Origin of the sequence: Crenobacter intestini (assembly GCF_004919095.1) — a bacterium.
GTDB classification, from domain to species: Bacteria; Pseudomonadota; Gammaproteobacteria; order Burkholderiales; family Chromobacteriaceae; genus Craterilacuibacter; species Craterilacuibacter intestini.
Map to the genome: position 1 here is coordinate 102,173 of NZ_STGJ01000007.1, position 14,757 is coordinate 116,929.

15 protein-coding genes are annotated in these 14,757 nt (G+C 61.3%); all 15 read left to right on the plus strand.

Annotation, left to right across the window (positions count from 1 at the left end; translation table 11 throughout):
* Positions 1 to 61 precede the first annotated feature (61 nt).
* The gene (cysG, locus tag E5K04_RS07695; RefSeq protein WP_136552660.1) at positions 62 to 1,456 is read left to right on the plus strand and encodes a siroheme synthase CysG; all 1,395 of its coding nucleotides are present in this window, start codon (positions 62 to 64) and stop codon (positions 1,454 to 1,456) included.
* A gap of 51 nt (positions 1,457 to 1,507) precedes the next feature.
* A complete protein-coding gene (locus E5K04_RS07700; protein WP_136552662.1) occupies positions 1,508 to 1,912 on the plus strand; it encodes a PTS sugar transporter subunit IIA in 405 nt (134 codons plus the stop codon).
* The gene (locus E5K04_RS07705) at positions 1,909 to 2,178 is read left to right on the plus strand and encodes an HPr family phosphocarrier protein (RefSeq protein WP_136552664.1); all 270 of its coding nucleotides are present in this window, start codon (positions 1,909 to 1,911) and stop codon (positions 2,176 to 2,178) included. Before E5K04_RS07700 ends, E5K04_RS07705 begins: the two co-directional genes overlap by 4 nt.
* A gap of 20 nt (positions 2,179 to 2,198) precedes the next feature.
* Positions 2,199 to 3,938 carry a phosphoenolpyruvate--protein phosphotransferase gene (ptsP, locus tag E5K04_RS07710; RefSeq protein ID WP_136552667.1) on the plus strand — a complete coding sequence of 580 codons (1,740 nt, stop codon included), beginning with the start codon at positions 2,199 to 2,201 and terminating at the stop codon, positions 3,936 to 3,938.
* Positions 3,939 to 3,954: 16 nt separating this feature from the next.
* Positions 3,955 to 5,088 (plus strand): putative lipopolysaccharide heptosyltransferase III, encoded by a 1,134-nt coding sequence (gene rfaQ, locus E5K04_RS07715; protein WP_136552670.1) that lies wholly within the window; start codon positions 3,955 to 3,957, stop codon positions 5,086 to 5,088.
* A gap of 13 nt (positions 5,089 to 5,101) precedes the next feature.
* Positions 5,102 to 6,859 (plus strand): lipid A export permease/ATP-binding protein MsbA, encoded by a 1,758-nt coding sequence (gene msbA / locus E5K04_RS07720; RefSeq protein WP_136552672.1) that lies wholly within the window; start codon positions 5,102 to 5,104, stop codon positions 6,857 to 6,859.
* Between the two features lie 9 nt (positions 6,860 to 6,868).
* Entirely contained in the window at positions 6,869 to 7,654 is a 786-nt protein-coding gene (locus E5K04_RS07725; RefSeq protein WP_136552674.1) for a glycosyltransferase family 2 protein, read from the plus strand.
* Positions 7,651 to 8,499: a glycosyltransferase family 2 protein gene (locus E5K04_RS07730; RefSeq protein ID WP_136552676.1), complete on the plus strand. Its 849-nt coding sequence runs from the start codon at positions 7,651 to 7,653 to the stop codon at positions 8,497 to 8,499. Before E5K04_RS07725 ends, E5K04_RS07730 begins: the two co-directional genes overlap by 4 nt.
* The gene (locus E5K04_RS07735) at positions 8,496 to 9,545 is read left to right on the plus strand and encodes a glycosyltransferase family 4 protein (RefSeq protein ID WP_136552678.1); all 1,050 of its coding nucleotides are present in this window, start codon (positions 8,496 to 8,498) and stop codon (positions 9,543 to 9,545) included. The genes E5K04_RS07730 and E5K04_RS07735 overlap by 4 nt, the downstream gene beginning before the upstream one ends.
* Positions 9,538 to 10,515, plus strand: coding sequence for a glycosyltransferase family 2 protein (locus tag E5K04_RS07740; protein WP_136552680.1), 978 nt, complete (start codon positions 9,538 to 9,540; stop codon positions 10,513 to 10,515). Before E5K04_RS07735 ends, E5K04_RS07740 begins: the two co-directional genes overlap by 8 nt.
* A complete protein-coding gene (locus E5K04_RS07745; protein WP_136552682.1) occupies positions 10,512 to 11,762 on the plus strand; it encodes an O-antigen ligase family protein in 1,251 nt (416 codons plus the stop codon). Before E5K04_RS07740 ends, E5K04_RS07745 begins: the two co-directional genes overlap by 4 nt.
* Before the next feature lie 520 nt (positions 11,763 to 12,282).
* Positions 12,283 to 12,783 carry a GspH/FimT family pseudopilin gene (locus tag E5K04_RS07750; RefSeq protein WP_136552818.1) on the plus strand — a complete coding sequence of 167 codons (501 nt, stop codon included), beginning with the start codon at positions 12,283 to 12,285 and terminating at the stop codon, positions 12,781 to 12,783.
* A gap of 1 nt (position 12,784) precedes the next feature.
* Complete coding sequence (locus E5K04_RS07755) at positions 12,785 to 13,435, plus strand: prepilin-type N-terminal cleavage/methylation domain-containing protein (RefSeq protein ID WP_136552684.1); 651 nt, start codon at positions 12,785 to 12,787, stop codon at positions 13,433 to 13,435.
* A gap of 3 nt (positions 13,436 to 13,438) precedes the next feature.
* Complete coding sequence (locus E5K04_RS07760; protein ID WP_136552686.1) at positions 13,439 to 14,353, plus strand: hypothetical protein; 915 nt, start codon at positions 13,439 to 13,441, stop codon at positions 14,351 to 14,353.
* 1 nt (position 14,354) lies between these two features.
* A complete protein-coding gene (locus tag E5K04_RS07765; protein WP_168929183.1) occupies positions 14,355 to 14,756 on the plus strand; it encodes a prepilin-type N-terminal cleavage/methylation domain-containing protein in 402 nt (133 codons plus the stop codon).
* Position 14,757 lies beyond the last annotated feature (1 nt).

Below are 14,757 nucleotides of genomic sequence, written 5' to 3' on the forward strand. Positions count from 1 at the left end.
TGTCGCTGCCCGTCCGCATGCGGCTTGCGGTATGCTGTCCGCGTTACTGAAGGGGCTATCCGTGGATTACTTTCCGATCTTCGTCAAACTCGAAGGCGCGTCCTGCCTGCTGGTTGGCGGCGGCGAGGTCGCGCTGCGCAAGGCGCGGCTGTTGCTGGACGCCGGCGCCCGGCTGACCGTGGTCGCGCCTGAACTGGTGCCTGAACTGGCCGAGTTGGCCGGCGGCGGCCGTCTGCAGCACCTGCCGGCGCGGTTCGACCCCGCGCAGGTCGGTTCTCAGCGGCTGGTGGTCGCCGCCACCTGCGACGCGGCGGTCAACCGCGCGGTGTCGGAGGCCGCGCAGGCGGCCAATATCCCGGTCAACGTGGTCGACGCGCCGGCGCTCTCCACCTATATCACGCCGGCGATCATCGACCGCTCGCCGCTGGTGGTCGCGGTGTCGACCGGCGGCGCGGTGCCGGTGCTCGCCCGCCTCATCCGTGCACGGCTGGAGAGCATGATCCCGGCCGGCTTCGGGCGCCTGGCCCGCTTTGCCGGCGCGTGGCGCGAGCGGGTCAAGGCGCGCTTTACTGACGTCGACGAGCGGCGTGCGTTCTGGGAAGCCGCCCTGCAGGGGCCGCTCGCCGAGTCGGTGATGGCCGGCGCCGACGCGGACGCCGGGCGGCAGATGCAGGCGCTGATCGACCGGGACGCGCGCTGGCACGCCGGTTGCGTGTACCTGGTCGGCGCCGGCCCGGGCAACCCCGACCTGCTGACCTTCCGTGCGCTGCGTCTGATGCAGCAGGCCGATGTGGTGCTGTACGACAAGCTCATCGCACCGGAGCTGCTCGAACTGGTGCGCCGAGACGCCGAGCGGGTGTATGTCGGCAAGGCGCGCGCCGACCATACCTTGCCGCAGGACGACATCAATGCGCTGATGGTGCGCTTGGCCAAGGCAGGGCGGCGCGTGCTGCGCCTGAAGGGGGGCGACCCGTTCACCTTCGGCCGCGGCGGCGAGGAGATCGCTACGCTGGCAGCCGAGGGCATCCCGTTCGAGGTGGTGCCCGGCATCACCTCGGCGTCGGGCGCGGCGGCGTACGCGGGCATCCCGCTGACCCACCGCGACCACGCGCAATCGGTGGTGTTCGTCACCGGACACCTGAAGGACGGCAGCGTCGGCCTTGACTGGCCTGCGCTGGTGCGCCCGCAGCAGACGGTGGTCGTCTACATGGGTTTGTCGGGTATCAAGGAGTTGGCCGAAGGATTCATGCAGCATGGCAAGCCGGCGTCGACGCCGGCCGCGCTGATCGAGTCTGCGACCACCGAGCGGCAGCGGGTGTTCACCGGCACGCTGGAGACGCTCTCGGACCTTGCCCGGGCGCACGCGGTGAAGTCGCCGGCGCTGATCATTGTCGGCGAGGTGGTACAGCTCTCCGGGGCGCTCGCCTGGTTCAGGCGCAACGAGGGGGCGGGCTGATACAATGGCCGTCATCTGTGTCCGCCAAACTCCGTATCTGAAGGAAAAGCGATGGTCGGCATCTTGTTGATCACCCATTACAAGCTCGGCGAGAGCCTGCTCGAGTGCGCAAGCCATGTGCTGGGGCAGGCGCCGGCCAATATCGTCGCGCTACCCGTCGAGCGCGACGTCGACCCCGACGCGGCGCTGGAGGCGGCGCGCACCCTGCTTGCGCGCGTGGACGAGGGCGCTGGCGTGCTGGTGCTCTCCGACATGCTCGGCGGCACGCCGGCCAATATCGCGTCGCGCCTGGCGGTGGCGGGGCAGGTGGAAGTGGTGTTCGGCGTCAACCTGCCGATGCTGGTGCGTGCGGCGAGCTACGCGGCGTGCCTGCCGCTTGCCGAAGTGAAGGCCAAGGCGCTCAGCGGCGGCGGCGAAGGGGTGCAGGCGATCGACCAGGGACAAGGAAAAGCATGATCAAGCAACAGCTGGAAATCATCAACAAGCTCGGCCTGCACGCACGCGCGTCGAGCAAGTTCACGCAGACGGCGAGCCGCTTCAAGAGCGAGGTGTGGATCGCCCGCAATGGGCGCCGGGTCAACGGCAAGAGCATCATGGGGGTGATGATGCTGGCCGCCGGCAAGGGCGCGACCGTCGAGCTGGAGGTCAGCGGCGAGGACGAGACGGCGGCGATGGACGCCATCGTCACGCTGATCAACAACCGCTTCGACGAGGCGGAATAAGCGTCGCGAAGGGGACGGGCATGAGCATCATCCTGCACGGGGTCGCCGTCGGCGGCGGCATCGCGATCGGCCGCGCGCACCTGCTCGCGCAGAGCATGGCCGACGTGCCGCACGTGCAGCTGGACGAGGGCGAGGTCGCGCTCGAGCAGCTGCGCTTTGACGAGGCGATCCGCGCCACCCGCCGCGAACTCGAGATGCTGCGCGGCAGCATCCCGCAGAACGCGCCGGCCGAACTGGGCGCCTTCCTGTCGCTGCACATCATGCTGCTGGGCGACGTCACGCTGTCGCACGAGCCGCGCGAGATCATCGAGACGCAGCGCTGTAACGCCGAGTGGGCGCTGAAGAGCCAGTGCGACCGCCTGGTCGAGCAGTTCGACGCGATGGACGACGACTACCTGAAGGAGCGCAAGCACGACGTGCTGCAGGTGACCGAGCGCATCTTCAAGAACCTGCGCGGCCACGGCGGCGAGCTGCTCGCGCCCGACTTGCTGTCCGACGACACCATACTGGTCACCCACGACCTGTCGCCGGCCGACATGGTGTACTTCAAGGAGGCGAACATCGCTGCCTTCATCACCGACGTCGGCGGCGCGACCAGCCACACCGCCATCCTCGGCCGTGGCCTCGACCTGCCGTCGGTGATCGCGCTGCACCACGCGCGTGAGCTGATCCGCGAGGACGAGACGGTGATCGTCGATGGCGTGCAGGGGGTGGTGATCGTCGCGCCGGAGCCCTCGGTGCTGGCCGAGTACCGCCGCCGCGCGCGCGCCTGGCGCGAGAAGAAGCGCAAGCTCTCGCGCGTGCGCAAGGCGCTTCCCAATACGCAGGACGGTACCGATATCGAGCTGCTCGCCAATATCGAGCTGCCGTCCGACGTCGAGGACGTGCCCGGCAGCGGCGCGGTCGGCGTCGGCCTGTTCCGCAGCGAGTTTTTGTTCCTTGGCCGCGACACCCTGCCCAGCGAGGAAGAGCAGTACGCCGCGTACCGCCAGGTCGCCGAGGCGCTGAAGGGCGCGCCGGTGACCGTGCGCACCATGGACCTGGGCGTCGACAAGAACCCCAAGTGGCTGGGGCGCAGCAGCGCCGAAAACCCCGCGCTCGGGCTGACCGGCATCCGCCTGTGCCTGGCCGAGCCCTTGATGTTCCGCGAGCAGCTGCGCGCGCTGTTGCGCGCGTCTGCGCATGGCAAGATCCGCATCCTGTTCCCGATGGTCAACGCGCTGCCTGAACTGAAGCAGGCGCTTGCCCAGCTCGAGTACGCCAAGGCCGAGCTGCGCGAAGTCGGCTTCCCGTTCGCCGAGGATATCGAGGTCGGCGCGATGATCGAGATCCCGTCGGCCGCGCTGGTGGTCGGCAGCTTCCTCAAGCATGTGGACTTCCTCTCGATCGGCACCAACGACCTGATTCAGTACACGCTGGCGATCGACCGCAACGACGACGCGGTCAGCCACCTGTACGACCCGATCCACCCGGCGGTGCTCAAGCTGATCGCGCATACCATCAAGACCGCGACCCGCGCCGGCATCCCGGTGTCGGTATGCGGCGAGATGGCGGGCGACGCCAGGCTGACCCGGCTGCTGCTCGGCATGGGGCTGCGCCGCTTCTCGATGCACCCGGCGTGCGTGCTCGCGGTCAAGCAGGTGGTGCGCGACACGCACCTTGACCATATCGCACCAACCGTCGCGCGCATGCTCAGGAGCGAGGACCCTGATAGAATTGCCGATCTGCTACAACAACTGAACGCCGAGCCGGACGCCTGATCCGGCTTTTTTGCTTATGCTCAAAGACGCCATCGATATTGGTCAGGTGCGACGCGCGCTGGTCGTGAGGCTGATGTTTCACGGAGATGTCTTGCTGTCGACGCCGGTGATCAGCACGCTCAAGCGGATGGCACCGCATGTCGAGGTCGACGCGCTGGTTTACCACGAGACGCGGGACATGCTGGCTCTCCACCCCGATCTCGACCAGTTGTTCACCATCGACCGCAACTGGAAGAAGCGGAGCATCTTGTTTCAGTTGCAGCAGGAACTGCGACTGTTGTCAGCGCTGAAGGCGAGGCGCTACGACCTGATCGTCATCCTGAACGATAGCCATCGGGCAACCTGGCTGGTAAAGCTGCTGTCGCCGCGCTGGGCTGTCGGGCCGGACAACCCTGCGCGTGGACGCTTGTACCGCAAGACGGTGAAGCGGCGGTTCAAAACCGCGAGGCACCGCCATATGGTGGAGTTGCATCTTGATGCTTTGCGTTGTCTTGGGCTACCTGTCGACTCTTCCGCGCCCGAAGCGCGCCTGTCTATCGTACCCGGCGTGGCGGCAGAGGCTTGCGTGGCAAAACACTTGTCTGAGCATGGACTGCGGGGCGGTGACTTTGTGCTGGTCCACCCGGGGTCACGCGGGTTTTACAAATGCTGGCCCGAGCACAAGATGGCGCGCCTGATCAACCTCTTGCACCAGGAGGGGAAGACGGTAGTGCTTTCGGGCTCGCCTGCGCCAGATGAAATGGAAATGCTCGGGCGCATCAAGGCCCAGCTTAGGCGACCAGTCGTTGACTTGAGTGGCCAATTATCTCTCAAAGAACTGGCCGCGTTGGTCGCGCGTGCGTCCATGCTGGTCGGGGTTGACTCGCTGCCCGTGCACTTGGCGTCTGCCTTCCAGGTGCCGGTAGTCGCGCTGTTCGGTCCTTCGCTCGATCTGGTATGGGGGCCTTGGCGGACTCCCCACCGAGTGGTCGGTGCGGCTCTGGCTTGTCGTCCCTGTGGCTTTGCCGGCTGCGGAGAGAGCGGGCAAAGCGATTGCATGAGTGCATTGGGCGTACAGGAGGTGTTCGACGCCGTGAATTCGTTGAGCACCGAGACCGAAGGTTATGTGCCGAATTCGTGTCAGCACCGCTTCGCGATTGCAGGCGCCTGAATAAAGATTGGATATGTTCCCGAATCAAGACGTCACTAGCCTCGTGCTGTACAAGCGCGTGATGGGTTACTTGCGGCCGCATTGGAAAATTTTCCTTTTGTCCATCATCACGATGACGATTGCGGCTGCGACCGAGCCCCTGTTCGCGCGCCTGATGAAGCCGCTGATCGACGGCGGCTTCGTCGACCGCGACCCTGCGGCGATCATCTGGACCCCGCTGGCGATCGTCGGCCTGTTCCTGTTGCGCGGCGTGGCCAGCTTCATCAACGAGTACGCGTCGAGCTGGCTGTCCGGCAAGCTGGTGCAGCAATTGCGCGAAGAAATGTTCGATCGCATGCTGCGCCTGCCGGTGAACTACTACGACCAGCACCCGTCCGGACGCATCCTGTCGCGCATCGCCTTCGACGTGAGCCAGGTCAGCGAGGCCGGCTTCAACGTGATCACGGTCACCGTCAAGGACGGCGTCACCGTGATCGGCCTGCTTGCCCTGCTGCTCTACACCGACTGGAAGCTGACGCTGATCTGCCTGGCGGTGATGCCGGTGGTCGCCTGGTGCGTGCGCTTTGTCAGCCGCCGGCTGCGCGGGCTGTCCCGCAAGAACCAGCATGACATGGCGCAGCTGACCCAGGTACTGAACGAGAGTATCGACTGCCAGCGCATCGTGAAGATCTACGGCGGGCAGGGCTACGAGGCGGGCCGCTTCGCGACGAGCGCGGCGGCCATCCGCCACAACCTGATCAAGGAGCGCTCGACCAGCGCGGCCAGCACCGGCGTGACCCAGCTGATCATCGCCTGCTCGCTGGCGGTGATCCTCTACTACGCAGGCGTGCAGGCGCAGGCCGGCCACTTCTCCGCCGGCGACTTCATGTCCTTTCTGACCGCGATGCTGATGCTGTTCGCGCCGATCAAGCGCATCACGAGCATCAGCCAGACCATCCAGAAGGGTCTGGCCGCCGCCGAGAGCGTATTCGCCTTTCTCGACGAAACGAGCGAGAACGATACCGGGCAGCGCCAGCTTGGCCGCCCGCAAGGCGCGCTGGTGTTCGAGCAGGTGTCGTTCGGCTATCCCGGCGCTGAGCGCATCGCGCTGGACGACATCAACCTGTCGGTCGCCGCCGGCGAGACGGTGGCGTTGGTCGGCTCGAGCGGCAGCGGCAAGACCACGCTGACCAGCCTGATCCCGCGCTTCTATGACCCGGACGGCGGACGCATCCTGATTGACGGCGTCGACCTGCGCGAATTCTCGCTCGCTAGCCTGCGCTCGCAGATCGCGCTGGTCAGCCAGGAGGTCGTGCTGTTCAACGACACGGTCGCCGCCAATATCGCGTACGGCCGCATCGGCGAAGTCTCGCCGGAAGAAATCCGCGAGGCCGCGCGCGCGGCCAACGCGCTGGAGTTCATCGAGGCGATGCCGCAAGGCTTCGACACGCTGATCGGCGAGAACGGCACCCGCCTCTCCGGCGGCCAGCGCCAGCGGCTGGCGATCGCGCGCGCCATCCTGAAAAATGCGCCGATCCTGATCCTCGACGAGGCGACCAGCGCGCTCGATACCCAGTCCGAACGGCTGGTGCAATCCGCGCTCGAGCAACTGATGAAGAACCGCACCACGCTGGTGGTCGCCCACCGGCTGTCGACGATCGAGAACGCCGACCGCATCGTGGTGATGCACCAAGGGCGGATCGCCGAAATCGGCCGTCACCAGGAACTGCTGGCCGGCAGCGGCATTTACAGCACGCTGCACCGCCTGCAGTACCAGGCCGGCAGCGAGTAAGGGCAAGTGATGGACGTTGTGAAGCAAGGCGTGCCGACCCTCGGCGTCGCCATCATTACCAAGGACGCGGCCGCGCACCTCGACGCCTGTCTGGCGGCGCTGACAGGTCTGGCGGACGAGGTGGTGGTCGTCGACTCGGGCAGCCGCGACGATACGCTGGCCATCGCCCGCGCGCATGGCGCCGCCATCCACGAAAACCTGGACTGGCCCGGCTTCGGCCGGCAGAAGAACCTGGCGATCGGCTACCTGGGCACCGACTGGGTGCTGTCGCTGGACGCGGACGAAGTGGTGAGCCCGGAACTGGCCGCCGCGATCCGTGCGGCGATCCGGGCTCCCGCGGCCGACGTGTACACCCTGTCGCGACTGTCCAATTTCTGCGGGCGCTGGATGCGGCACAGCGGCTGGCGGCCCGACCATATCCCGCGCCTGTTCCGTCGCGGCCACGCCGGCTACTCCGACGACCTCGTCCACGAGCGCTTGCTGTTCAGTGGCACGGCGCCGCTGCTCGCCGGTGAGCTGCTGCATTACTCGTTCGATAACCTCGACCAGGTCGTCGACAAGATGAACCGCTATTCGGGCGCCGGGGCACTGCAGCGCCTGCAGCGAGGCAAGCGCAGCGGCGGCATGCCCTCCGTGCTTGCCAAGACGCTGTGGTCCTTCCTGCGTACCTACGTGTTGCGCCGCGGCTTTCTGGATGGCCGCGAGGGTTTCATCCTGGCGGTCGCCAACGCGGAAGGCACGTACTACCGGCAGCTGAAGTTGATGTATCTGGCAGAAAAGAAGGATATGCAGTGAAGGTTTCAGTGATCGTCAGTACCTATAACCGTCCCGATGCCCTGCAGGCTGTCCTGGAAGGTTTCTGTCATCAGCAGGTGGGTACCCGTGAGTGGGAGGTGATCATCGCCGATGATGGCTCGGACGAGGCGACCGCACGCGTGGTCGAGGCGTTCCGCGAGCGTATGGCGGGACGCTTCAAGCATGTCTGGCACGCGGACCAGGGCTTCCGGTTGGCGGAGATCCGCAACCGGGCAGCCATGCAGGCTTCTGGCGACTATCTGGTCTTTCTCGATGGAGACTGCATACCGCTGCCGGACTTCATCGCGCAGCAAGCGATCCTGGCCGAAGCGGGCTGGGTGGTGGCTGGTAACCGCATCCTGCTTGGACAGGCCTTCACGGAGTCGTACCTGAGTGGGCGCGATAAGCCGGTCTTTGCATGGACTTGGCTTGACTGGGGCATCCGCCGCCTGCATGGCAGCATCAACAATGCGCTGGGTTGGCTGCGTTTGCCTTTGCCCAAGTGGCGCCAGAAACGGGCGCAGGACTGGCGGTTGTTGCGCGGCTGCAATATTGGTGTGTGGAAGCAGGACTTCCTGGCCGTGGACGGTTTCGATGCGACCTTCTCCGGCTGGGGATATGAGGACTCGGATTTTGCCGTACGCCTGCTGCGCCATGGTGCACGCCTCAAGAATGGCCGTTTTGCGGTGCCGGTCATGCATCTGTGGCACCGCGAGAATGATCGTTCGCAAAGCGGTGAAAACTGGGCGCGTTTCGAAGCCTCCCTGCATGGAAGCCATGTGCGGGCTGTGAGCGGTCTGTCCGGGCTATTGGCGGAACATGAACACGAGGGGAGGACGGAATGAGTCAGCCTGAAGGCATCAACCTGGTCTTTCACTCGATACGGGCCGGTGGCGGCATGGAGCGCTATGTGCTCGACGTGATCGGCGAGTTGGCGCGGCGCGGGATCCGGGTGCGTGGCATCGCCAGGAAGGTGAACTGGCCCGGCGAGATGCCTGCCGGGGTCGAGTTGCTGCAGGTACGCGACCGTACGCCGTTTTCCCGCTTGAACAACTACCTGTTCGAACGGCATGCGCTGGCGCATTGCCAAGCCGGCTGGCCGACGATAGGAATCTCGCGAGTAGAGGGCCGGGTTGACTTGGCCATCGTCGGCGGCACGCATATCGGCCATCTCAAGGACAAGGGCAAGCAGCGCTGGGGGCTGTTCGACCGGTTGACGGTCAGGCACGAGCGGGTGCTGTATTCCAACGCGGGGCATATCGTGTCGCACTCCGCGCGGGTGCGCGATGAAATCATCGGCTACTACGAGATGCCGCCAGGCAAGGTTACTACCTTGTATCCACCGGTTGATACCAACAAGTTCAATCTTGGGGCACGTGCTTCCCGCTCGCGGGTCAGGCAGGAACTCGGTATCCGGGACGAGCAGTTCATGCTGCTGTTTCCGTCCAACAACCACAAACTCAAGGGCGCCGACCTGATCCTCGAGGCCATCGCAGGCTATGGTGACCGCGTCGTACTGGCCGTGGCCGGCAAGGCGCCGCTGGATGCGCCGGGTGTGCTCAATCTCGGCCTGCGGCAAGACATGCCTGAACTCTACGCGGCGGCGGATGCGACGATCCTGGCTTCCAAGTACGAAGCCTTTGGCCTAGTTGGGCCGGAGTCCATTCTGTGTGGGACTCCTGTTCTGCTTGCCAAGTCAGTCGGTGCAGTAGAGGTTCTTGATAGAGATGCCTGCTATGCGTTCGAGCGTACAGTCGTAGCTTTGAGGGACGCGTTGAATAATGCAATGGGCCGTAAGTCTATTGATATTGGCGGCAGTTCAATTTGCTATGCCTACGAGATTTCTACTCATGTAAATGAGCTGCTAAATTTATGGATCAGTAATGAATAACCCTAAAGTCAGTTTTCTTATAATTACTTACAATCAAGAACACCTAGTCGAGGATGCTCTGCGTGGGGCTGTTTCTCAGGACTATGATAATCTTGAAATTATTGTTTCTGATGACTGCTCATCTGATGCTACCTTTGAAAAGATAAAGGCTTTTTTTGATAATTATGATGGGCCTCATCAGGTAGTAGTTAATCGAAATGAAACAAACAAGGGTATTGGGTCAAATCTCAACGTCGCAGTTTCTCTTTCTTCTGGTGATTTGATTTTTGTATCTGCAGGCGATGATGTTTCATTGCCAAATCGGGTCTCAAGTGTGGTCCGGTTTTGGGCGGAAGAGGGTGGTAGGCATGATTTGATTGCATCATTTTTGTATGACATGAGTTATTGTGGCGCCGTTCTTGGTGTTATTGGGGTTGATGATCTCTCAAAATATAAGAGTGTTGATGATTGGTTATCCCTTGGGCATCCTAAGTTAATTGGTGCTGCACATACATGGACTCGCTCTTTTTTTATTAATTACGGAGGAGTCCCTGATGGTGTGGTAGCTGAGGATATGGTCATGGCTTTTAGGGCGATTGCCAATGCCAAGGCTGTTACAATAAAAATACCGCTGGTTAATTATAGAAGAGGTGGTACCACAGGAAAAAAACGTCGTGGGTCTGTTGCGGATGTGAAAAAAAGCTTTGTGAATAAGGTTCGCAATACGAAAATAGAACTCCTTGACATGCTTAAAACTGCAGCATCATGCTCTCCTTCTCCTGAGTTGTTGATTTATCTCGCTGGTTTATATCAGCGCGAGTGTTATGTGGAGCGTATTTATTCGAATTCGTATTCTGAGCTGCAGAAACTGCGGTTATTGATGTCCTCAAGAAATATTAAAATTTGGTTCAGAATTAGAGTGTTTTTTTATGCTGTGTATCCTTGGCTGTTTAAGCCTTTCTTCTGGATTAAGTCGAAGGTTGTCAAATGAATGGTTTGTTAAACATTAAAAAATCAGATTTTATTGTTAAATGGGTTGTTTTTTCTATTCTTGCCTTGGGATTTTCTGTTAGGAAATCTGCAACGGCTCTCCCCATGTTGTTGGTGATTGCTGGATTGTATTTGCTTTGGAAGAGGCATGATTTCCGTGTTCTGGCGATCGAGTTTTTTAATGAGCAGTGGAGGGTTGTTGTTTCGCTGGCTGTACTGCCATTGCTGATTTTTATAAGGGAGCTGGTTCAATTTTCGCCAGAATTTAAATATGTTGACGCAGCTTCTCGGTTTTTGTTTTTCATGCCAATTTGCGTTCTGCTAATTTATAGCAGGATTAGGCTTGAAGATGTGAGGTGGGGTTTTTTTTGGGGCGTTGCTTTTATGTTCGCTTCCGGTTTTCTTTATGTGTACATGACTGGCGGTTTTTGTTCTGATTCAAACTATGCAATAAGACCAAGGTCTTACTTTACAAACACAATCCCTTTTTCTGCGTTCTGTTTAGCCTTAGCCATTGCGTTTTCTATTTGGTCGATTGGGCGGTCAACGATAGACACCATCTGCTCAGTTGTTTCGATTTTGTTGGCAGTTTTGGTTTTGTATTTTTCACAGTCGAGAGGCGTTTGGATTGGGTTTTTGTTTTCGATTCTTTCGATTGTTTTGATGTATTCAAAAAATCGCGTGCGTGATTCTTCATTGTTTTTCGTTTTTTCATTTGTTGTTCTTGTGCTTTTGTATTGCTTTAGTGAAATGTTTGCTATTCGTGTTGATATGGCGATGGCAGAAGTGTTGGATTTTATGCATGGCAAGAAGGATGGCTCTGTTAGTATGAGGCTAGATATGGCTATGGCTTCATTTTATATCCTTCAAGAAAACCCAATCTTTGGAGCTGGGAGAAATCTTATTCCTGCATTGCAGGACTTGTATCATAGGGGGATTATTGGTGCTGCAATATCGGATGCAGCAGATACGCATGGTGAACTATTCTATAATTCGGCAAGCTTGGGTATGCTAGGAATCTTTGCTTGGTTTGTTTTTTATTATTTTATAGTCAAGTTATTTCTGCCGTCTGCTCTAGGTTTTTATGATTCTGATGTCAAGAGGATTGGTGTTATTGGTGTCTCTGTTTCTGTATTGTTCTTTTTTGTTGGTTTTACACATATTACATTTGGACTTTCCATGTACGCATCGTACTTTGTGATTTTTCTATCTGTTCTTTCTTCAAGCTTGAAGTTGTATTCACATTGATCGATGATCGTTTGAAGTTTGAAGTGCATTTCATTTGAATTCGTCGCTAGTGGCGATATTTCTTTTGCCTCCTGCGGAAATGTGTCATGAGTGTTCGTGTGGTTGAAAAAATCAAGAATAAAATAAAATTAAGAGCAATTAAAAAACTGCCTAGGTGGCAGCAGGGGCAAAAAAATTTGAGCTCCAGTACAAAGGGAGATACTCATATGGAGTGGCGACTTATGGGATTCCAATCGTCGATGGAAATCCTGCGCGTCTTGTAAAGTTTAGATTTTTCCAAGATGTGATTGAAAAGTTATTGTAAATTAAATGGTGGTGCTGGCCGGTAGAAAAGGTGGTTGAGTTTTCGCCACTTCTTTGTGATGTTTGTTTTGAGGGTCTGGATCAGCTTCTTCGTGAGCGTGAGTTACAGGAGAAAACCAAAAATAACTTGCGTTGACGGCATCAGGGTCTAGTCTGCTGGCAGACCGCACCAAGCGGCATCCATTCGGGTGCCGCTTTTTTCATGGAGGGCGGGTGAATGCCTGGGTGGCGCCGGACAGATGCGGAGGGATTCAGCCTGCTGGAGCTGGTGGTGGTGCTGGCCATCCTTGGCGTCTTGCTGGGCATGGCGTGGCCGGCGCTGTCCGGTTGGCTCGAGCGGCGGCGTTTGCTGGCGGCCGCCGACGCATTGCAGGACGTGTTGAGTGTCACCCAGCAGCAGGCGCTGGCGGGGGACGCCCGCCTGTATCTGGCCTTCGTCCCGCTGGCGGCCGGCGGCTGGCAGGTGTTGCGCTCCAACCTGGCCGCGTGCCGCAGTGCGGCTTGCGGCACGCAAGTGCTGGGCGACGACGACTATCCGGGCATCCGCCTCGTCTCAACGACCTTCAGCGGCAACCAGACCGAGTTCGACCCGGTGCGCGGGCTGGCCGACAACGGCAAGGTGGTGCTGGAGAGCCGTGACGGCTTGCGTGCCGGCGTGGTGCTCAGCAGCGTCGGGCGGATCCGCCGTTGCGGCGAGGGCGCACGCGAGGCGTGCTGAAATGCGCAGTGCAGGCGGTTTTTCCCTGATCGAACTTATGGTCGCCATGGCGATCGCGCTCACGGTGCTGGGCGCCGCGTCCTTTGTGCTCACGCACCAGTTGAGCCATGGCCAGCGGCTGCTGGCCGAGACCCGCCTGCACGCGCAGGCGAGTGCGCTGCTCGAGCGGATGGCGCGGGACCTGCGGCGTGCCGGCTACCGCGAGCACGAGCAGGCGTCGGCCGACTTTGACCTGCGGCTGCCGGCGACAGGCTGCTTGCTGTACAGCTACGACCGCTACGCCGATGGCGTGGCGTCGGCCAACGAACGTTTCGGCTTCAAGTGGCAGCGTGTCGACGGTGTAGGGGTGCTCAGGATGCGCAAGAGCAGCGCGGGGCTGGCCGATTGCGCAGAGGGTAGTTGGGAGACGCTGTCGGACCCGGCATCGCTCGAGGTCACCTCGCTCGAGTTTGTCGCGCTGGATCAAGCCTGTTACGACATGGCGAGCGCAACCAGACGTCCGTGCCCGCCACGTGCCGGCGCCGGTGAGCGACTGCGCGTGCTGCGCGAGCTCGAAATCAGGCTGCAGGCGCAGGACAGGGCGCGAAGCCTGCCGCCGGTCGCGCTGACGGCGCGTGTGGCGTTGCCCGTTGCGCCGCTTCTGCCGGAGTAGACCATGCACAGCGCTCAACGCGGGCTGGCTCTCTTCTTCGTGGTGATGATGTTGCTGGTACTGGGGCTGCTCGGCGTCCATCTGGTGTCGGCCGTGGATGCTTACCGGCGGCAGGTCGCGCTGCAGGTGCAGGCGAGGCAGGTCGAGGAAGCCGCCCGCGCCGGCCTGTTGCACGGTGTCGCGCGTTACCTCGCGCGTGGGGTGGACACCGACGGCGACGGCATGGCCGAGGCGCCATGGCGTGGCGAACTGGGCGTCTACCGTTGGCAGGTGGGGTATTGCGCGGCCGCACAGGTCAGCTCCACCTGCGCAGTGCCAACCGCGTCGGTGCCGCTTCGCCTGCTCGCGCAGGCGGCGTCGGCGGACGGGCAGATCAGGCGGCTGGTGACGGTGCGGGTGTCCAGCGGCCCGCTGTTGCCCTGGGTACCGGTGGCCGCGATCGTCATCGAGCGCAGTGCCGGCTTGCCGCAAGGCGGCCCGCTGGAGACGGTCGCCGACTTTGAAACCGCCCTGCGCGCGGTGAGCGGCCGTACCTTGTCCGGCTGGCTGGCGATGGACGCGGGCGAGGGCGTGTTTGACGAGGCCGGTCAGGCTTTGCTGATGCGGGCATACCCGCCGTCGGCCGACGGTGCGGCAACGCCCGTAACGGCGGCGGATGCCGGCTCGGCCGCCGCGCCGGTGTTGCTGGTGTCCGGGCAGACGCTGGCGGTTCCGGCCGGGGTGACGGTCCACGGCCTGCTGGTCGCGCCGCGCATCGAGTTGGCCGCCGGCAGTCGGGTGGTCGGGGCGCTGCTGGCGCAGATGCTGGTGGCCGACGCGCAGGCGCGGGTCGACCATGCGCCGTTGCTGCTGGAGGCGCTTGCAGGCCGGCGCTTGCGGCATGTCGTGCCGCATAGCTGGCGCAACTGGCAGGACTAGCATGTTGCGGCGACCGGCACCGGGGTTCAGCCTGCTCGAAGTGCTGGTCGCGCTCGCCCTGCTGGTACTGGCGGCCTTGCTCGGTGAGCAGTTGTTGTGGATAGGCCGGCAGAGTCTGGTAGACGCGCGGCAGCGAGCTCAGGCCTTGCAACTGGCAGAGCAGGAACTGGAGCGTTTGCGCGGGCGATACGGTGTCGTTCAGCCTCCCTGCCGGGAAAAAGGTGTGGAGCAGGGAACGCGTGACGAGCGCATCGGCGCTGCGGACTACCGGATAAGCTGGCAGGTGGATAGCCGCTGTTCGCCCGCGCGCCACCGGCTGACGGTCACCGTCGACTGGCCGGGCACGGGCGCACGGCAAAGCCTGCGCCTCTTCGCGGAAAGCGGCGATGCAGGCTGGCGCTAAG